Origin of the sequence: Rhizobium sp. BK060 (assembly GCF_014193145.1) — a bacterium.
In the GTDB taxonomy this organism is placed as follows: domain Bacteria; phylum Pseudomonadota; class Alphaproteobacteria; order Rhizobiales; family Rhizobiaceae; genus Rhizobium.
Window position 1 is genome coordinate 13,030 of the sequence record NZ_JACHYW010000012.1, and the last position, 17,589, is coordinate 30,618.

The following is a 17,589-nucleotide window of genomic DNA, read 5'->3' on the forward strand; positions in this document are numbered from 1 at the left end:
GCATCTTCGATACGCTTTTTAGCGCGATGTTGATAGAAAAGCGCATTGATAGGGATCGGGTGTTTTGGACAACATTAGCGTATCGACGACGGACGTGCGCATCGAGCGGCACGCCAACCAACTTTCACGTCAGCTGAAGCTCCTTCGAGAGAAGCTCTTTCCGCCACTGTCACAGAAGACATTGCGGACTTTCACATCCGGGGAGGCCGCGCAGATGATCGGCGTATCCGACGGATATCTGCGCCAGCTCTCGCTCGACGGCAAGGGGCCGCAGCCGGAGGTTTCCCTCAATGGCCGGCGTTCCTATACGCTCGGTCAGATCAACGCTTTGCGGCACCATATGGTGCGGATCAAGCCGAAGGATGCGCTGTCCTATCTTCCATGGCGGCGGCCAGGCGAAAAGCTGCAGACGGTTGCGGTGACGAATTTCAAGGGCGGTTCGGCAAAGACCACGACCACCCTTTATCTCGCTCAATATCTGGCGCTGAACGGCTACCGTGTGCTGGCAATCGATCTCGATCCTCAGGCATCTCTGTCGTCCATGCTTGGAGTCCAGCCGGAGTTCGATTTGGCTGACGGCGATACGCTCTACGGCGCGATCCGCTATGACGCGAGCCGCCGCTCGCTGAAGGACGTGGTGCGCAAGACCTACTTCGACGGGCTCGACCTCGTGCCAGGAAATCTCGAATTGATGGAGTTCGAGCACGAGACACCGCGCGCGCTCGGTGATCGCCAGCGGACCGGGGAGGTGTTCTTCCGGCGTGTCGGCGTTGCCATTTCAGAAGTCGAGGCCAACTACGATGTCGTTGTCATCGATTGCCCACCGCAGCTTGGTTATCTGACGCTCGGCGCCGTCTGCGCGGCAACGTCGCTTCTCATCACCATCCACCCGCAGATGGTCGACGTTGCGTCGATGTCGCAGTTTTTGTTGATGACATCGGATCTGCTGTCCGTCGTGCGCAAGGCCGGGGGCGACCTGCAACATGACTTCATCAAATACGTGGTCACGCGCCACGAACCGTTCGATGCCCCGCAGTCGCAGATCGTGGCATTGCTGCGCAACCTTTTCAGCGACGACGTGCTGACGGCGACCATCCTAAAGTCCACGGCGATCGCCGATGCAGGGCTGACGAAGCAGTCGCTCTACGAGATCGAGAGAGGGCAGGTCCGGCGTTCTACCTATGACCGAGCATTGGAGTCGGTGAACGCGGCGAACGGTGAAGTGCTGGCGGGAATTCACAAAGCATGGGGCCGGACATGAGCAGACGCGATCGACTGAAGGGGCTTTTCGACGATACCGCGCAGGAGTTGGCCGCGGCCAACCCGGACGATGAAACGCCGCTGCGCGGCCCCGCAGGTCCGGTTCGTTCGATGGCGCTGACGCTCGGGCGCATGGAAGAAGAAAGTAGGGCGATGCAGGAGGCGCTGCTCTCCGGCGAGCGCGTCGTTGAGCTCGATCCGGACCTCGTCGACATGTCCTTTGTCAGGGATCGACTGGCCGAGTTGCCGCAGGATCTTGCCGACGAACTGGTGAGGTCGATCGAGGAGAATGGACAGGAGGTCCCCATTCTCGTTCGGCAGCATCCCGAGAACGCTACGCGCTTTCAAGTCGTCTATGGGCACCGGCGGCTTCAGGCGCTACGGCTGCTTGGGCGTAAGGTGCAAGCGATCATCCGGAAACTTGACGATGTCGACGTCGTCATCGCGCAAGGCATCGAGAATTCCGCAAGGCGCAACCTGTCCTATGTTGAACGCGCCGTCTTTGCCTTCAATCTCGAGAGCAAGGGCTTCGAGCGACCCGTCATCATGAAGGCGCTTTCGACCGACAAGACGGAATTGTCGAAACTGATCTCGGTTGCCAAGAGCATACCGATGGATGTGATTATGGCCATAGGTGCCGCGCCGGCCGCTGGACGGCGCAAATGGATTGCGCTCGCGCAGGGCTGGACCAATGCGACGGCGTCCCGCCTGCGGGGTCTGCTTGGCTCGGCACAGTTCGCTGCTCAAGACAGCGATCGCCGCTTTGAACTCGTCGTCACCGAACTGGCACGGAGGCCGGACAGGCAGGCGGTGACCGAGTACGAATGGTCCCCGAAGCAATCGGGTAAGATCAAAGGCCGCATCAAAAGCGCCGGCGATTCTTTCACCCTCGCGCTGAAGACGGGCGATGCGGCGGACTTTGGCGACTACATCTCGCGCCGCCTCGACGAACTCTACGAGGCGTTCAAGAGTGGAAAATAGCCTCCGAAGCCGGCACGGACGCTGACCCTGCCAATCAACGCCGCCTCACAAGCATTTAGAGGGAATTTTTGCTGTCCGGCGGTTTGAATGCGCGGATCAATCATGCCATACATGACGGAAGTTAAGCGTGATTTGGGTTCCGTTGCAGGGAAATCAAAATAACTAACAATGCGCTATGAAATCGACAGTCCGTTGCTGGTCAGCCTGTTGCCGACGATTGTCGAGGCCGAGGATGGCTTGGCGAGGCTGGATGAGCGGGCGGCACGTGCAGCGGTCGCAGAAGGCTTTGCCGAGCGCCGGCATTTTTTCGATGCCGTCGGTGCCCTCTGGGTCGCTGGTGAGTTGATCCACGTCGAGGACCTCGTCCTGCACGACGCCCATATGGATACGCGCACACCAAGCCACGAACTGACGATTGCCCATTCGATCCTGCGTGTGCGACGTCGCATCTGGACGGCAGCGCCGGACTGGGCGCTCGGTCCCTCGGGACTGTCGGCCCTGGCCGGCGGCATAGAAGGGGAGGGGGCAGCCCTGGAGATCAAGAGCGCAAGGTTCCTGGTCGATGAGGATGTAGATGGTGCGACGGATAGCCTTCTCTCCGCTGAACTGGCCGAGATCGATGCGATCCTGGAGAGATCGCAGCGACTATTGGATAGTCATAACCGTCTCGGCGCTCCCGAACTGAGTAACACATCCGACCGCGCTCGTGAGAAGCGGAACGACGATCCCCTCGGCTTGTTCGATGATGAGGAATGGGACGAGCCGGCGCGTCTTCGCGCATGGCGTAAAACTGTCGTCATCGCCGACGGCTTACCCGCGACGCTTGGCGCAGCTTTGATATTTGATGCCTGGGAGAGGATCGAACCTCTCCGCCGGCAGCATTGGCTCGGAGGTCTCCTCGTTGCCGGCTATCTGCGCGCACGCGGCAAGGTCACGTCGCACCTTTTTGCCTTCTATGCCGGCCTCAAGACAATACGCCACGAGCGACGGCGTGCGCGTGACCGGCTGACGCGGCTGCAGGCGTTTCTTGAGGCAATGGTAGAGAGCGCTGCCGCGGGCCTGAAGGAAATGGACCGTCTTTCGCTGGCGCGCACGCAGATGGAAATCCGCTTCAGGGATCGTCGCTCGAACAGCAGCCTGCCGCAGCTTGCGGACTTCGTTCTGTCGCGGCCGATGGTCTCCTCGGCAATGGTGGCCCGCGAGCTGCGGGTGACGAGCCGCGGCGCGCTCAATCTGCTGAATGACATTGGCATCCGCGAAATCACCGGGCGAGGGCGTTACCGTGCCTGGGGTATCATCTGATCGGAGGTCAAAAACGAAAGCGGCCGGGTGTGGAGACCCGGGCCGCTTTCGTTGAGTGAGCACCCGATCCGCGCATCCTGTCACAGAGTGCGGACCGGGCGCCCTAGCGCTTCCTTTGCCCCCAGAAGCGCTTATCTTTACTCCCGCTCGCCCGTGAAATTGAGCAGCAGCTGGAAGATATTGACGAAGTTCAGGTAGAGCGACAGCGCACCGAAGACGGCAAGCTTCTGGTTCGATTCCTGATCGTAATTCTCGGAATACTGCGTCTTGATATTCTGCGTGTCGTAGGCCGTCAGACCGACGAAGACGAGGATACCGATCACCGAGATCGCGAACTGCAGGGCGCTCGAGCCCAGGAAGATATTGACGATGCTTGCGATGATCACGCCGATCAGGCCCATCATCAGGAACGAGCCGAAACGCGAGAGATCCTGCTTGGTCACATAGCCGTAAAGGCTGGTAGTGCCGAACATGGTCGCGGCAATGAAGAAGGTGCGTGCGATACTCGTGCCCGTGAATACCAGAAAGACGGATGCGAGCGAAAGGCCCATGACTGCGCAGAAGGCCCAGAAGGTCATCTGTGCAGCGCTGGCCGACATCGTCTGGATCTTGAATGAGAAGAAGAAGACGAAGGCGAGCGGCGCGAGCATCACGACCCACTTGAGCGGGGACTGGAAGATCGGCACATAGAGCGCCGGCGTGCTGCCGACGATAAAGGCGACGATGCCCGTGATAACGAGGCCGAGGCCCATGTAGTTGTAGACGCGCAGCATATGCTGGCGCAGGCCCTCGTCGAAGAGCGCCTGCGAGCCGGCGGCTGAGCCGTAGCCAAAACGCGGATTGGTCGGGTTCATACTGATCTCCTCGGTTGAACTAATAAAGGGTGCCGGCGAGCCGATCGGCCTCCGCATCCAGATTTATTTCGCGATCGCCGGCCACGAGCGCATAGGCCACATCGCCGATCTGCCAGTAGGCAGCTTCTGCCTTGTCGAGCGCGACGTGGCTTACGGACTGCACTGCGAATGCACCGGGTCTCACGGCAAACAGCGAAAGCTGCTTGCTGTCCGCCGTCTTGATAGCCATCTCGACGCTCGGGCCGAACTCGGACGGGAAGATCTGCACGTCAGAAATCGTCCAGTCTTCCGGCAGCTGCGGCATGACGATCGCAGTTGCCGCACGAATGTCCTCTGGCTTGTAGCTCGCCACAGACTGAGACGGCACCGACTGGCGCAGCATTGCCGTCTGATAGGCGCGTACCGCATCCTCAACATAGGCCGGGGCAGGCACCGAGGCGGCAACCTCCGTTGCTGTAAATGCGCCGAAGGAGGTGTGCGCGACCCAGCCTGCGGCGACCAGAATGACGACAGCCGCAATCCGCTGCATCGAATGGAAGATGCGACCATAGGTGAGGCCGCGCTCCAGGCGTCGAGCTGCGTCGCGCGTTTCCGGACGACCGAATGCACTTTCGCTGGCGAGCGCGAGGCGCAATTCACCCCTCATGCTCAGGTCAGCCATGACCTTCGCGGCAATGGCGGGGTTTTCTGAAAGGAAGGATTCGACCTGAATGCGGCGCGCCACGTCGAGTTCTCCGTCGACATAAGCATCGAGATCAGCGTCGATGACAGGATCAATTACCTTCATTGCCGTTCCCTCCGATTAGTCTCAAGTGCGTAGCGCGTGGCGTGTTCTCCTCGAACTCACGAAGCTGCGCGCGGGCGCGCGAAATGCGCGACATCAAGGTGCCGATCGGTATCCCGAGGGCTGCCGCTGCTTCCTGGTAGGAAAGGTCCTCGATCGCGACCAGATGGAGCGCCTCTCGCTGTTCCTCCGGCAGATGGAAGAATGCGTCTCGCACCTGCTGGAGACGGACGGCGTGTTCCTGGCCGGCTTGCAGCGATTGTTCTGTCTCGACGGCGGCTTCCTCGTGCCGACGTGCCAAAGAGCGGTCCTGGCGGATGCGGTCGATGTGAGTATTGTGCATGATCGATAGCAGCCAGGTGCGCAGGTTGCCGCCACGGCGGAAACTCTGCTTCTTTTCGTAGGCCCGCAGCAGCGCGTCGTGAACGAGATCTTCCGCATCATCCGAATTGCGCACGAGCGAGCGCGCATAGCGCCGAAGCGCTGCAAGCTGGCCGATGACATCGAATGGGCGTTCTTTCCGTTCCATGATTGAGTATACGGATGCGAGCGACGAATTATTCCAGCCGTCGAGAAAAATTTCGAACCAGAATCAGTGATAGACGGCTCGCGGAAGCCGACAAGGTTGTGTCGCGACAACGCGCGCGCGTGATTTGCCCAAGGCCCAGGAACACGAGATCGCCAATTGGCTTACCACTATCCGCGTATCCGCGGGCGCACGCGTGGATACGTGGCGTGGAGCGCCGGACATGTTCAACATGAGATCATGCAACGCTTTGGCATTATGCTTACCGCCGCTTCCGCAAATAGTTTGCTTCATTCTCCTCTCCCGACCAGAACGCCCAGGTCGGTTATCAGCGCACCAGTTCTAATTAAGGAGCAGGTTCACTCCGCTGGTAACGGCGGGTCATTTCGGCGGAGGCATGTCCGAGCTGCTTCCGGACGTAGCGCTCTCGTCGACTTCGGCCGACGAGGCGAGGCCGGCGCACAGCGAGTGGCCTGAAAACTTCAGTCCCCGTTCGATATCGGGAAGATCACCGCGTATGCCGGCGGCGACCCCGTCTTCTTGACGAGGCGGGCCACTTCCTGGTCATTGAGGCGGTCCGGGGCGACATTTTTGCCCTGGCCGGTCACACGACGGAAGAGGGGACCTCTGGCGAGTTTGGCAAACTTGATCCAGGTTTCGGCGGTCGCAACCGGGCAGGTGGCGTCGGACGAGCCGCGGCCGATCTCCACCTCGCGCCAGCCAGTCTTGCCGCGCAGGGTGACGAGTAGGCCGTTGTCAAAGATTTCGATCCAGCCGCGTCCGTCGTCCGTCTGGTCGCGGCCGAGGTCCAAGCCAGTGATTTCCGAGCGGCGCATGACGACGAAGCACTTTCTCTCTGCTTTCGGCATGGAAACGTTGCGCGACCTGCCGGACCGATGGCCTTGTCTTGCGCAGATTAAACCGCGCACGCTTAACGCTGGAGATGAGTGCGTCGGGAAACGCAACGCGCAGGTCGACCAGGAAATCATCCGGAGATTGCCTGGTCACGCCGTAGTGGAGGAGGTCTGGTGCCGGAAAATCCTTGAGGTTCCAGGTGACGATGATGGAGGCTTTTCCCGGCGATGGCGGCTGCGAGGACATGCCGATCGTCCAAGTCTGGTAGTTTAAGGTCTGCGATCAAGGGCGATAGTTCGCCACGTCTGCCTCCGGCAGGACGGCCCTCATCCTGTCACGCGTGGCTATCAGGCGCTGTATGGGCAATTCATGTGTGTCGGCGGCAAGATTACGCATCCACTCGTCATGGATGCGCTTCATTCCCCTGCCCCGAAACCGGCCGATATCCGCGATAGATGTGAGGTGTTGGAGAGTCGTTGCTAGTGCGGCCAAGACGACTGATCGCGCGGCAATCGGTTGTCTGGATCGTGTACACTTACTTCATCGCCAGCAGCGAGATTGGCCGGAAAAATTACCAGGTTGGTTCCGCCGGCGTGCCGGAGTGATGGAAAAAGAAGCCCCCGACAGCCGGCCGAAATGACCTCGTCAGCCAGCTTCCACGACGGAGGCACCTTCTTGTCGATCCGAGCGATCTTTCGCCATGCACAGTCCCATCGAGCTCAAGCGACATCCCATTGAAGCCGATCGAAGCCTTCCGAAAGGTCGGCGACCTCGTCAAGCGTGATCTTGTACGCGGCAAGCGTAGCCGGCGGTGTGATGCTCGCGCCCTGTCGATATTCCTCGAGCGCGGTCTGGGGTGCCAGGGAAAGATAGAGAGCCTCCCACGCCGGGGCGATTGAAGCGGCCGCCATCAATGGCGGCGCCGGCTCCGCTGGTCGGAAGAAATGCCCATTTCGGTGTCAGGTAGCGATGAATGACCGCGTTTGGGCCAATACGGGTGATCTTCACCCGCGCGCTCCATTCTCCAGGTCCCGGATATACGCTAACACAGCCTCGATCTCACCGTCCGCAACAAGCTCTGCGGCTGTGCGATGTCCGTAGTCAGCAATCGGTTCGTTTCGATACCAATAGATTGCCTTCTGAAGATCGCCGCTCAGCTCGGCTGCAGCCGAGATTGCTTTGATCATTTCCCGCATCCTGCCCTGCAAGCGCTCGGAGGATGGATTGCGCAAGGTATTGCGATGAACGCCGGTCAACTCCGCAAGGTTGGCCACCTTGACGCCGAGCGCCTTCGACAGGCGCGACGCGAAATATAAGGTGTCCGCGGCTCCTGAAGGCTATCGACAAACCCGGAAACGACTGCGTAAGGATGTGCTATCTGAGCCTGTGCCATATCTAATCTCCGCTCACTTCAAAGCACAGTATATGCACATCAAGTTTTTTGACGAGTAGTGCCTTCTCCTCGACGATTATCACAGCGAGTTGCTACTGCCCGAACCGGTAACGACGAGATTGGCAGCGTCATGACGATCGCCATCAGTTCGAACGGGGAAGCACGGGCGCGGCAGATGGCGGAAAAGATCGCCGCAAATAGCCTGCGGGTCGGCTACGGTTTGCAATTGAGCAAGGCCCGCGAATGGGGTCTTCATATTTCGACGTCGCGCGGAAAGACATCGATCGGCATCGAGGAGCCTCCACTGTTCTCAGAGCCTGGCGTGTTTTTGGTCAAGCCCGACCAAACGATCTACTATCTCTTAGTGCAATCGATGCCGTTTGTCCGGCCCAATTCCAGTGAAATGGTGCAAGCCTTGGACTTCATCATCAAAAACGACTATCCGGCGAGAGGCGAATACGCGGGCGCCGTGTGAACAAGTCTTGTCGGGCATTCGACCCCATCGGCAAAGCGCTCATCGCGTAGCCGATCGCTCACTCAGCATGGCCGCCAGGTGGGCGGTGAACCCGAACAAGTTGCGAGCGCAGGTCATTTGAGGCGTGGCATGACAAGCGGATCAATCGCGATCCTGCCGCTACCGAACACAACCAGCGCCAGCGCCATCGCCGCCCAGGGCAAATGGAAGTTCGCCCAACCGTCCGGAATGGTGAGTTGAATAACCGCGGTCATCAGCAGCAAGCCGAGGGCTGCGAAGCGCGTCGCCAAGCCAAGGATCAACAAAATCGGCAGGATCAGTTCCGTAATCCCGGCTGCCGTCGCCATCGCCAGTGGAAACGGGTAAGGAATTTCGCTGCCGAAGATATGGAGTTTGAACTCCTGCTCGAAAAGATATCTTGCGCCCTGCGAAAGCGTTAGGAACCCGTCCCATTTCGTCAATCCCGACTTGAAGAAGGGAACAGCGAGCGCAAAACGCAGCGCGAGCAGCGCCAACGACCGGGGAACGGAGGCGAGCAGTCCATCGGCGCGTATGATCAGGGCGGTAAGGGCTGCGCCAAGGCCGTGGGAGGGTGCGGCTTCGGTCTTCATGGGACGTTTCCTTCATCCTGTTGGAGGGCGCTGAAAGCGCCGAGACTTGCAAGACCAGCCAGCGCCGCCCCGAAATCGAATTGGAGGCCAGAGGCAAATGCCGCCTCTGCCGCCTCGCCAAGGGTGGCATGGTCGAACAAGGAGTTTGCAAAGATGACGTCCTGCGGCGGCAGGATATGAACTTCGACCGTCATCTCCGGCCGTGCGACCAGGACAGCCTGCGGCCGCCAGTCGGCGACCGGTGTTACCATCTCCTGCTGATGCGCGCCCCAGATCGAGCCGATGGGGTATTCCGACCGGATCAAGGCCGCCGAAGGGTGCGGGACGAGCCGCAAGTCCGCAAGCATTTCGGGCGCCACAGCTGCGAGTACCGCAAGATTGATCGGCACGGCGTCCGACGCGTGGTAACTTCGCATCCAGGCGGCCTCGATCAGGGCGATATCCGGCAGATAGGCAAGCTCCCTCGCCGGCTGGAAGCTTGCAATGAAATCCGGAAAGTCGCCGCCATATTCGATCATCAACGGTGAAGCCGGTTTGTGATCCTGAGCATAGGCCCGCGCCATTGCCACGAAGAATTCCGTTCCAACGAGCCGCTCGGTCACCGGAAAGTGCTGCGCCAGTGCCTTTGTCAGCCCGACGAAGACATTGTTGCGGTAGATGGCAAACCGCGCTGTGTCGGCTTCGCCGCGTGCGGTGGTAATGCCGTCCGGCACTGGTCGGTCGGCGTTAAGCAACGCGGCAGCGAAGGCGCTCTGGCTGACAGCGAATCCCATGGTCATGCCGCCCGAATCTGGTCGCGGCGGAGCGCTTCGGCGGCGAGCATCGCATCGGCGCGTGCCGCCTCCGCATGCAAGGTGGCGAAGTCCGGGACGTCGTTGTCCCATTCAATCAACGTCGGTAACGGTCCGCTGCGCGCAAGTGTGTGTTCGTAGAGCGCCACCACGTCACTCTTCACCGCCGTACCATGCGCATCGATCAACAACCGGTCGCCGGCGTCATCGATGGTTTCGTCGTAACCGGCAAGGTGGATCTCGCCGACCAACTCGACCGGGAAACGGTCGATATACGTGGTGGCATCGAGCCGGTGGTTCACTGCCGAGACCATTACGTTGTTGACGTCGAGCAGAAGGCCGCAGGCGGTCCGCTCCGCAATCGTCGCGAGAAAGTCCACCTCATCGATCGTGCTGTCGGTAAACAGCACGTAGGTCGAGGGGTTTTCGAGCAGCAGCGGTCGCCCGAGCGCCTGCTGCGTTTCGTCGATATGGTCAATGACGCGCGCCAGGGTTTCCGGTGTATAGGGAAGCGGCAGCAAGTCGTTGAGAAAGCCCGTGTCGTGGGTCGACCAAGCCAGATGTTCGGAGAAGCTCTGCGGCCGGTAGCGATCGATCAGGCTGCGCAGCCGCTTCAGATGCGTTTTGTCGAGCCCGCGCGCCGCGCCGATCGACAAGCCGACGCCATGCAGCGAAAGTGGATAGAATTCCGTGATGGCTTCCAGGTAGCGATGCGGCGGCCCACCCGCGCCCATGTAATTCTCGGCATGCACCTCAAAGAAGCCGACATCCGGCCGATTGGCCAGAATGGTCTCGTAGTGCTCGGGCTTGAGGCTAAGGCCGGCACGCGCGGGCAGGGCGGTAGTTGGGATTTTTGAAGCGGACATCGCGGTTCTCCCCGGATTTGTCAGACAACCGGCGGGGCCCGTGCAGCCGGGCCCCGCCTGACAGTCAGCCCTTGATCGGCTCCAGCTTGCCCATGTGGCCATTGACGTTCATGGTCGTGCAGGTACCGATAGGGACAGCCTTCCAGGAGTTGCCCTGATAGTCCGTCGTCGAGGTGCCCGCGCAGGTCGTGCCGGCGCCGGCGGCGCAGTCGTTCTGACCCTTGAGCGCGATGCCATAGCATTTCTCGTTGCCGACCATTTTCTCAGCCGGCAACGGTGCGGCGAAGGCAACCGATGCAAGAGCGGTGGCGAGCGAGCCGGCGAGGGTAAGTGTGAGCGTGGAACGGTTCATGGATGATCTCCTCTTGGAAGTTACGCGTGCCGATCATCGGCCGCGTAATCCTCCCTTCGGTCTGGCGAAGACTTCTGTTACGCATGGCAACAAACACGAATTCGTGATCGACGGGGCGGCTTGGTTGGACATTATTTCGGGCGGCGCGTAACAAAGCGGCCTCAACGCGCGTATTGGAGAGACAAGGGTTGAACGGCGACGCCGAAAAAGAACTTGCCACGTTGCTGCGCGCTGCGATCGCAGGGGACGAAGGGGCGTATGCGGCATTTCTGGGACGCACCGCTGCCATCGTGCGCGGCTTCGCGCGCCGGAAGATTGTGCAGGGCGGCGTCGATCCCGAGGACATTGTGCAGGAAACGCTTCTGGCAATTCATATGAAGCGCCATACATGGATCAGCCACGCGCCTGTCCTGCCCTGGATTTATGCGATCGCGCGCTTCAAGCTGATCGACGCCTTTCGCAAGCGTGGCCGCCGCGTCGAGATCGAGATCGGTGACATCGCCGAGACGATCGCCCAGCCGGAGGCCGAGACGGTGAGCGACCGCGAGATCGGCCGTGCGCTGGATGGGTTGGCGCCAGGCCAGCGTTCGGTCGTGGCCGCGATTTCGGTCGAGGGGCGCTCGATCGGCGAGACAGCCGAGAAGTTCGGTATGACCGAGACGGCGGTGCGCGTGGCGCTGCACCGGGGTTTGCGATCGATCGCGAGAAAGTTTGGACGGAGCTGAAATGCAGACCAACGACCTCATCAATGCCCTGAAGGCAGATGCAGCAAAGCAGGCGATGCCGCTTGGCCATGCGTGGTGGGTGGCGATCGCGGCTGCGACGATCGTTGCGGCGGTCGCGTTCTTCGTGCTGATCGGTCCGCGCCCGGACTTCGCGGCGGCCGCCCATACGCTCCGCTTCCTGTTAAAATTCATCGTCACCCTCACGCTCACCGTCGTCGCCTTTGGGCTCTTGCGGGTGTTGTCTCGACCCGGTTCAAACGTCAGAGGTGTCGCGTATTGGCTCGTTCTGACACCGGTCCTTCTCGGCGCCGCGGTCGTGGCCGAGCTGTTCGTCGTGCCCACTGATCAGTTGCTTACAGTCTGGTGGGGCAGCAACGTCTATGTCTGCCTGACTTTCATCCCATTGATCGGTCTCGGTCCGCTGGCCATTTTTCTCGTGGCACTGCGTCACGGCGCGCCGACGCGCCCCGGTCCGGCAGGCGCCGTCGCTGGTTTGCTTGCCGGTGGCATCGCCGCAACCTTTTACGCGGCCCACTGCACCGACGATTCGCCTCTGTTCGTCGCGACCTGGTACTCAATAGCGATCGCGGGGCTTGTGGTGCTCGGCACAATCCTCGGCCGCCGTGTTGCGCGCTGGTGAAGTCTCCCCAACGGGAGGGAACGCAAGCGTTCCTCCTCCCTTTACCGCCACCGAAGTGTTGCAATAGGGCCAGTTTGGCGCGTGACTTTGCTGAGCCTTCGTTCTCGTCATGCTGTTTTGTATGTTCCAAAGACGGGAAGAGGCGGCGCGACCGAGCCAGCCGCTCTCGAACGACAGCTCGCGCGGCAGCGGCTTCCTCGTGCCGACGTGCCAAAGAGCGATCTTGGCGGATGCGATCGATGTGAGCATTGTACATGATCGATGGCAGCCAGGTCCGCAGGTCACTACCACGGCGGAAACTCTGCTTCTTTTCGTAGGCCCGCAGCAGCGCGTCATCGTGAACGAGATCTTCCGCATCATCCGAATTGCGCACGAGCGAGCGCGTATAGCACCGAAGCGCTGCAAGCTGGCCGATGACATCGAATGGGCCGGATGCGAGCGACGTATTATTCCAGCCGTCGAGAAAATTTCGAACAAGAATCAGTGATAGACGGCTCGCGGAAGCCGACAACGCTCGTGCAAAACCGTATCGAGTTGACCGGAGCTACCCGGGCCGACCGTCCGACAGTTCCTCAAGGATCGGGCAATCCGGTCTGTCGTTGCCATGGCATGCGTGGACCAGATGTTCCAACGTCCGGCGCAGCCCCGTGAGTTCCCGGATCTTGCGATCGATTTCCGTCAACTTCGCCTGCGTCAGTTCCTTTACATCCGCACTCGCCCGGCTCTTGTCTTCGTAGAGTGCCAGCAGCTGACGACATTCTTCCACGGAAAAGCCGAGGCCGCGCGATCTCTGCAAGAAGTGCAGCTTGTGGACGTCACTCTCGGCATAGTCGCGATAGCCGTTTCCGCCCCGGTCGGGGCGGATCAAGCCGATATCCTCATAGTAGCGGATCGTTTTCGGCGCCAATCCGGAGCGTTCCGATGCTTGCCCTATATTCACGGCGATCTCCTATAGCTTGACGAGCCGCAGTCGTAGCGCATTGCCGATGACCGACACAGACGACAGGCTCATGGCGGCAGCAGCGATCATCGGCGACAGCAGCAATCCGAACACAGGATAGAGCGCACCCGCTGCCAGCGGTACGCCAAGTGCGTTGTAACCGAAAGCAAAGCCGAGGTTCTGGCGGATGTTGCGCATGGCGGCCATCGCGAGCCGCCTTGCACGAACGATCCCATTCAGATCGCCCTTGACGAGTGTCAGGCCGGCGCTTTCCATTGCAACATCAGCACCGGTGCCCATCGCGATACCTACGTCGGCCGCGGCGAGCGCAGGCGCATCGTTGACGCCATCGCCTGCCATGGCGACGACTGCACCCTTAGCTTGCAGTTCGTCGACCAAAGCCTTCTTGCCTTCGGGCAGGATGTCGGCGCGTACCTCGTCGATGCCAAGGCTTTTTGCCACGGCGCGCGCGGTGCGTTCATTGTCGCCTGTGGCCATGATGATGGTCAGGCCGTTCTCGTGCAGCGCCCTGATTGCAGCTGCCGTGGTCGGCTTAATCCGGTCGGCAACCGCCACGAAGCCGGCGAGCCTTTCATCGACGACCAGGAACATCACGGTTTTGCCCTCATCCCGGAACGACCGAACCTGTTCGGCAAGAGGTGTAACGTCGACACCGAGATCGTGCATCATTGCGGCATTGCCAAGCGCGACAATGGTCCGGTCGGCTTTGCCCACCACACCCTTGCCGGTTCTTGCTTCAAAGCCGGTGACGTCGCTCAGATCGATCCCGCGCTCCTGCGCGCCGGATACAATGGCCTCGGCCAGCGGGTGCTCGGATCCACGCTCAAGGCTGGCAGCGAGCTTCAGGAGGCGAGTTTCCGCGACGCCGCCAAGGGAAACGACATCCGTAAGTCTCGGCTTTCCTTCCGTCAGGGTGCCTGTCTTGTCGACGATCAGGGTGTCGACGCGTGCGAAGCGTTCAAGCGCTTCCGCGTCCTTGATCAGAACGCCTTCCTGAGCGCCGCGGCCCGTCGCGATCATGATCGACATGGGTGTCGCCAGGCCGAGTGCGCAGGGGCAGGCGATGATCAAAACAGCAACGGCGGCGAGCAACGCATGTGCCATGCGGGGCTCGGGGCCGACAAGGCTCCAGACGATGAAAGCGATGATAGCTGCGGCGACAACAGCGGGAACGAAGATGGCGGAAACGCGATCGACCGCTCCCTGAATGGGCGCACGCGAACGCTGGGCTTTTGCGACCAGGTCGACGATGCGCGACAACGTCGTGTCGGCACCGACCTTCTCGGCGATCATCACGAGCGTTCCGTTCTTGTTGATCGTGCCGCCGGTGACCGCATCACCCTTCTGTTTTTCGACCGGGATCGGTTCGCCTGTTATCATGGCTTCGTCGAGGGTCGACTGCCCTTCGGTGACGGAACCGTCGATCGGAATACGCTCGCCCGGGCGAACACGGACACGATCTCCGACTTGTATTTCATCGACAGCGACGTCGATTTCGGAGCCGTCCGCATTGATGCGTCGCGCCGTCTTCGGTGCAAGATCAAGCAATGCGCGTATCGCCGAACCAGTCTTCTCGCGGGCCTTCAATTCCAGAACCTGGCCGACAAAGACCAGAGCCACAATAACGGCAGCCGCTTCGAAATAGACGGGAACGGTGTCTCCATGACCGCGCAAGGTATGCGGGAAGATGCTGGGTGCGATCGCCGCAACGACGCTATAGACGTAGGCCGTTCCAACGCCGAGCCCGATCAGCGTCCACATATTGGGGCTACGATTGACGAGCGAAGCCCGTGCCCGTCGGAAGAACGGCAGCGCGGCCCAAAGAACGACCGGCGTGGCAAGAAGAAGTTCGATCCACGTCGCCTCTGGTTCGCCGATCCAGTCGCGTAGCGGCAGACCGATCATCGGTCCCATGCTGATTGCAAGCAGCGGGATCGAGAGTGTGCCGCTCACCCAGAGGCGGCGGGTGAAATCCACCAATTCCGGATTCGGGCCTTCATCAGCCGGTGGAACACCCATCGGTTCCAGCGCCATGCCGCATTTCGGGCAGTCGCCCGGATGATCGCTGACGACTTCGGGATGCATCGGGCAGGTATAGAGTGTGCCTTTCGGCATCGGCTTCTCGGCGGGTTTCTTGCCGCTTCGATAAACGCTGGGGTCTGCTTCGAACTTCGCCTTGCAACCGGCCGAGCAGAAGTAGAGCTTTTCGCCCTCATGCTTCAGCATATGCTTTGCACTGGCGCGGTCGACGGTCATTCCGCAGACAGGATCCTTCGCGGTCAGGTAGTCCCGTGGCATTGCCTCGAACTTTCGCCGGCAGCCATCCGAGCAGAAATGGTAGGTCAGCCCGCCGTACTGAAGCGAGGGTTTGCCAGCCGTGGGATCGACCGTCATCCCGCAGACGGGATCGCGAACAACTGCGTCAGTGCCTGCATGATCAAGATTGTGACCGTGATGATCGTGGTGGGGATGGTTCTGCGTGCCGTCCATGCTGTTCTCCTTTGCCCCAATAGGGCAGTGGACAACCTTATGAACCTTCCAGCAACTGGAAGGTCAAGCGGAAAGATCCGGCACGGCGCCATTATCAGGGCGAGCGACCCAGACACACGAGAACATAGCGTCCATCGTAGCCGACGGACCAGGCATCGCGATAGCCGTAGCTTGTGCAGGTCTGGTAGCGATCCCCCGTTTCGGAGCGCCGGGCGGCGGCATGACACCGGAGAGTATATCGGCGACGTTCCAGACGGCCACCGGGTCCGGCGGGGCTTCACCGTCGATCTTGCCTGGCCGCTCGTTGACGCTACTGCTCGAAAAGCAGCAACTAGCGCGGCCCTGACAAGCCAAAACCGTTGAACGCTCCTCTTTTGGTCGACAAGCCCTGAAAGCAGATCTGACTGGGGCTTTGCGAAAGCATGGTTCAATGTGCTCTCGACCACGGGCGCCAAGCGCGATAGCTGATGTGCCTTCGGTCAGCACGCCCCATTGTGATGCCGATGTAGCCAGACACACCATTGGGGGAGATGGATACCCGTTACTTCCAGGTTTGCTGAGCGTTCCGCCGTTAATTCCTTGCTTTTCAGCTTGACAGCTCGTCGATGCGTGGCATTGTAAAGCGGTTTAGTAAAACGCTTTACTAACGATGGGCCATAACGATTGGGCTAGAGAGACATCATGTCTAACAGGCGTGCCACTAGTCTAAAGGACGTCGCCGATGCAGCTGGCGTATCGGTGGCGACCGTCTCGCGCCTGCTCAACGGATCGCTCCAACTTCCGCCCGAAACAAAGCAACGCATCGACAGTGCGATCCAGGCTCTCAAATACGAGCCTAACCCTCATGCTCGCCGTCTAAGCCGAGGTCGTTCGGACACGATCGGTCTCGTCGTCCCGGACATCGCCAATCCCTTCTTCGCAACGCTTGTCTCCGCGGTTGAAGAAGAGGCAGACAAGCGTGGTCTCGCGCTGTCGCTTCATGCGACCCTTAACCGCCCTGGCCGCGAGATTTCCTACGTGACGGCGCTTGGCCGTAACCATGTCGACGGCCTTCTCTTCATAACGAACCATCCCGACAACGGCGAACTCGCGTCCCTAATCAACCAGACGGGAAAGGTCGTCATTGTCGATGAAGACGTGCCGAACGCGGTGGTGCCTAAGCTGTTCTCAGACAACGAGATGGGTGGCTACCTTGCGGGGCGTCATCTTGCGGATCACGGTCACAGGCGGGTCGTCTATATCGGTGGCCCTCAGGCGATGATCAGTACCCTCCGTCGTTCAGAGGGGCTTGAGCGCGCGCTGAGGGAGCGGGGCGAGCCGTTCGAGGTGTTGCGATATGAGGGCAATTATACGGTTGAGTTTGGCCGACAGGCCGCGCGCCGGTTCATTGATGAAGGAATGCCGGCTACGGCAATCTTTGCCAGCTCCGATGAGATCGCAATCGGCCTCATTGATGTCCTGCGCGCTGAAGGCGTCTCTGTCCCGGGTGAAATCTCGCTCGTCGGTTTCGACGACGTCGGGCCGCTCCACCTTTTCTCACCGCCGCTGACCGCGATACGACAGCCCGTCCGGGCACTCGGCGCGCGGGCGCTGGCAATACTCCTGGAAACAAACTGGCAGGATCCGGAAAGCCTCGCTTGCGAAGAACTGCTGCCGGTCGAAATCGTCGTGCGGGATTCCGTTGCACCGCCGTCGAAACCATAAAAGCAACGACCATGAACCA

Annotated in this window: 18 protein-coding genes and 5 pseudogenes; 8 read left to right on the plus strand and 15 right to left on the minus strand. The window is 60.5% G+C overall.

Annotation, left to right across the window (positions count from 1 at the left end):
- Positions 1-64 precede the first annotated feature (64 nt).
- The 3 genes from repA to FHT71_RS14755 all read left to right on the plus strand — a co-directional run bounded on the left by repA (position 65) and on the right by FHT71_RS14755 (position 3,543).
- Positions 65-1,261: a plasmid partitioning protein RepA gene (gene repA / locus FHT71_RS14745; RefSeq protein ID WP_183720556.1), complete on the plus strand. Its 1,197-nt coding sequence runs from the start codon at positions 65-67 to the stop codon at positions 1,259-1,261.
- On the plus strand, positions 1,258-2,241 hold the full coding sequence (gene repB / locus FHT71_RS14750; protein WP_132590351.1) for a plasmid partitioning protein RepB: 984 nt from the start codon (positions 1,258-1,260) through the stop codon (positions 2,239-2,241). The genes repA and repB overlap by 4 nt, the downstream gene beginning before the upstream one ends.
- Positions 2,242-2,409: 168 nt before the next feature.
- Positions 2,410-3,543 (plus strand): RHE_PE00001 family protein, encoded by a 1,134-nt coding sequence (locus FHT71_RS14755; protein WP_183720559.1) that lies wholly within the window; start codon positions 2,410-2,412, stop codon positions 3,541-3,543.
- 137 nt (positions 3,544-3,680) lie between these two features.
- On the opposite strand, the gene FHT71_RS14760 is transcribed toward FHT71_RS14755, so the two are convergent.
- The 7 genes and pseudogenes from FHT71_RS14760 to FHT71_RS32350 all read right to left on the minus strand — a co-directional run bounded on the left by FHT71_RS14760 (position 3,681) and on the right by FHT71_RS32350 (position 7,955).
- Positions 3,681-4,397, minus strand: a complete 717-nt coding sequence (locus FHT71_RS14760; RefSeq protein WP_132590347.1) for a Bax inhibitor-1/YccA family protein — start codon at positions 4,395-4,397, stop codon at positions 3,681-3,683.
- A 19-nt stretch (positions 4,398-4,416) separates the two neighbouring features.
- A complete protein-coding gene (locus tag FHT71_RS14765) occupies positions 4,417-5,184 on the minus strand; it encodes an anti-sigma factor (protein ID WP_132590345.1) in 768 nt (255 codons plus the stop codon).
- On the minus strand, positions 5,171-5,710 hold the full coding sequence (locus FHT71_RS14770) for a sigma-70 family RNA polymerase sigma factor (protein WP_183720561.1): 540 nt from the start codon (positions 5,708-5,710) through the stop codon (positions 5,171-5,173). The genes FHT71_RS14765 and FHT71_RS14770 overlap by 14 nt, the downstream gene beginning before the upstream one ends.
- Before the next feature lie 343 nt (positions 5,711-6,053).
- Positions 6,054-6,543: pseudogene (locus FHT71_RS14775) on the minus strand (tyrosine-type recombinase/integrase); the annotation flags it as partial.
- 498 nt (positions 6,544-7,041) lie between these two features.
- Positions 7,042-7,233: an RES family NAD+ phosphorylase gene (locus tag FHT71_RS31660; RefSeq protein ID WP_348649306.1), complete on the minus strand. Its 192-nt coding sequence runs from the start codon at positions 7,231-7,233 to the stop codon at positions 7,042-7,044.
- 48 nt (positions 7,234-7,281) lie between these two features.
- Positions 7,282-7,473, minus strand: coding sequence for a hypothetical protein (locus tag FHT71_RS31665; protein WP_246718011.1), 192 nt, complete (start codon positions 7,471-7,473; stop codon positions 7,282-7,284).
- A 93-nt stretch (positions 7,474-7,566) separates the two neighbouring features.
- Positions 7,567-7,955, minus strand: a pseudogene (locus FHT71_RS32350) (hypothetical protein).
- Between the two features lie 127 nt (positions 7,956-8,082).
- Here FHT71_RS32350 and FHT71_RS14790 point away from each other — a divergent pair.
- Positions 8,083-8,430: pseudogene (locus tag FHT71_RS14790) on the plus strand (AhpC/TSA family protein); the annotation flags it as partial.
- 113 nt (positions 8,431-8,543) lie between these two features.
- Here FHT71_RS14790 and FHT71_RS14795 read toward each other — a convergent pair.
- From FHT71_RS14795 to FHT71_RS14810, 4 genes are all read right to left on the minus strand, one after another.
- Positions 8,544-9,041, minus strand: coding sequence for a DoxX family protein (locus FHT71_RS14795; RefSeq protein ID WP_132590341.1), 498 nt, complete (start codon positions 9,039-9,041; stop codon positions 8,544-8,546).
- The gene (locus FHT71_RS14800; RefSeq protein ID WP_183720564.1) at positions 9,038-9,820 is read right to left on the minus strand and encodes a DNA-binding domain-containing protein; all 783 of its coding nucleotides are present in this window, start codon (positions 9,818-9,820) and stop codon (positions 9,038-9,040) included. The genes FHT71_RS14795 and FHT71_RS14800 overlap by 4 nt, the downstream gene beginning before the upstream one ends.
- On the minus strand, positions 9,817-10,698 hold the full coding sequence (locus FHT71_RS14805) for a DUF692 domain-containing protein (RefSeq protein ID WP_132590339.1): 882 nt from the start codon (positions 10,696-10,698) through the stop codon (positions 9,817-9,819). Before FHT71_RS14805 ends, FHT71_RS14800 begins: the two co-directional genes overlap by 4 nt.
- Before the next feature lie 64 nt (positions 10,699-10,762).
- The gene (locus FHT71_RS14810) at positions 10,763-11,050 is read right to left on the minus strand and encodes a DUF2282 domain-containing protein (RefSeq protein ID WP_007799846.1); all 288 of its coding nucleotides are present in this window, start codon (positions 11,048-11,050) and stop codon (positions 10,763-10,765) included.
- Here FHT71_RS14810 and FHT71_RS14815 point away from each other — a divergent pair.
- From FHT71_RS14815 to FHT71_RS14825, 3 genes are read left to right on the plus strand one after another with little or no spacing between them, the layout of a single operon-like run.
- Positions 11,049-11,201: a hypothetical protein gene (locus FHT71_RS14815; RefSeq protein WP_183720567.1), complete on the plus strand. Its 153-nt coding sequence runs from the start codon at positions 11,049-11,051 to the stop codon at positions 11,199-11,201. The two genes, FHT71_RS14810 and FHT71_RS14815, sit on opposite strands and share 2 nt — an antisense overlap.
- Before the next feature lie 37 nt (positions 11,202-11,238).
- Positions 11,239-11,775 (plus strand): sigma-70 family RNA polymerase sigma factor, encoded by a 537-nt coding sequence (locus FHT71_RS14820; RefSeq protein ID WP_183720570.1) that lies wholly within the window; start codon positions 11,239-11,241, stop codon positions 11,773-11,775.
- A gap of 1 nt (position 11,776) precedes the next feature.
- Entirely contained in the window at positions 11,777-12,415 is a 639-nt protein-coding gene (locus FHT71_RS14825; protein ID WP_183720573.1) for an NrsF family protein, read from the plus strand.
- A 187-nt stretch (positions 12,416-12,602) separates the two neighbouring features.
- On the opposite strand, the pseudogene FHT71_RS14830 reads toward FHT71_RS14825, so the two are convergent.
- From FHT71_RS14830 to FHT71_RS14845, 4 genes and pseudogenes are all read right to left on the minus strand, one after another.
- Positions 12,603-12,896: pseudogene (locus FHT71_RS14830) on the minus strand (sigma factor); the annotation flags it as partial.
- A gap of 63 nt (positions 12,897-12,959) precedes the next feature.
- Positions 12,960-13,355 carry a Cu(I)-responsive transcriptional regulator gene (cueR, locus tag FHT71_RS14835; protein WP_007799852.1) on the minus strand — a complete coding sequence of 132 codons (396 nt, stop codon included), beginning with the start codon at positions 13,353-13,355 and terminating at the stop codon, positions 12,960-12,962.
- Between the two features lie 9 nt (positions 13,356-13,364).
- Complete coding sequence (locus FHT71_RS14840) at positions 13,365-15,866, minus strand: heavy metal translocating P-type ATPase (protein ID WP_132590334.1); 2,502 nt, start codon at positions 15,864-15,866, stop codon at positions 13,365-13,367.
- Positions 15,867-15,935: 69 nt separating this feature from the next.
- Positions 15,936-16,163: pseudogene (locus FHT71_RS14845) on the minus strand (penicillin-binding protein 1C); the annotation flags it as partial.
- Between the two features lie 384 nt (positions 16,164-16,547).
- Here FHT71_RS14845 and FHT71_RS14850 point away from each other — a divergent pair.
- Positions 16,548-17,570: a LacI family DNA-binding transcriptional regulator gene (locus FHT71_RS14850; RefSeq protein ID WP_132590332.1), complete on the plus strand. Its 1,023-nt coding sequence runs from the start codon at positions 16,548-16,550 to the stop codon at positions 17,568-17,570.
- The last annotated feature ends 19 nt before the right edge of the window (positions 17,571-17,589 follow it).

What these genes read in the sequence shown, in the direction of transcription:
- repB (WP_132590351.1), top strand. Translation starts at nt 1,258, where the DNA reads ATGAGCAGACGCGATCGACTGAAGGGGCTTTTCGACGATACCGCGCAG.
- FHT71_RS14755 (WP_183720559.1), top strand. Translation starts at nt 2,410, where the DNA reads ATGCGCTATGAAATCGACAGTCCGTTGCTGGTCAGCCTGTTGCCGACG.
- FHT71_RS14760 (WP_132590347.1), bottom strand. Translation starts at nt 4,397, where the DNA reads ATGAACCCGACCAATCCGCGTTTTGGCTACGGCTCAGCCGCCGGCTCG.
- FHT71_RS14765 (WP_132590345.1), bottom strand. Translation starts at nt 5,184, where the DNA reads ATGAAGGTAATTGATCCTGTCATCGACGCTGATCTCGATGCTTATGTC.
- FHT71_RS14770 (WP_183720561.1), bottom strand. Translation starts at nt 5,710, where the DNA reads ATGGAACGGAAAGAACGCCCATTCGATGTCATCGGCCAGCTTGCAGCG.
- FHT71_RS31665 (WP_246718011.1), bottom strand. Translation starts at nt 7,473, where the DNA reads ATGGCGGCCGCTTCAATCGCCCCGGCGTGGGAGGCTCTCTATCTTTCC.
- FHT71_RS14795 (WP_132590341.1), bottom strand. Translation starts at nt 9,041, where the DNA reads ATGAAGACCGAAGCCGCACCCTCCCACGGCCTTGGCGCAGCCCTTACC.
- FHT71_RS14800 (WP_183720564.1), bottom strand. Translation starts at nt 9,820, where the DNA reads ATGACCATGGGATTCGCTGTCAGCCAGAGCGCCTTCGCTGCCGCGTTG.
- FHT71_RS14805 (WP_132590339.1), bottom strand. Translation starts at nt 10,698, where the DNA reads ATGTCCGCTTCAAAAATCCCAACTACCGCCCTGCCCGCGCGTGCCGGC.
- FHT71_RS14815 (WP_183720567.1), top strand. Translation starts at nt 11,049, where the DNA reads ATGGATGATCTCCTCTTGGAAGTTACGCGTGCCGATCATCGGCCGCGT.
- FHT71_RS14810 (WP_007799846.1), bottom strand. Translation starts at nt 11,050, where the DNA reads ATGAACCGTTCCACGCTCACACTTACCCTCGCCGGCTCGCTCGCCACC.
- FHT71_RS14825 (WP_183720573.1), top strand. Translation starts at nt 11,777, where the DNA reads ATGCAGACCAACGACCTCATCAATGCCCTGAAGGCAGATGCAGCAAAG.
- FHT71_RS14840 (WP_132590334.1), bottom strand. Translation starts at nt 15,866, where the DNA reads ATGGACGGCACGCAGAACCATCCCCACCACGATCATCACGGTCACAAT.
- FHT71_RS14850 (WP_132590332.1), top strand. Translation starts at nt 16,548, where the DNA reads ATGTCTAACAGGCGTGCCACTAGTCTAAAGGACGTCGCCGATGCAGCT.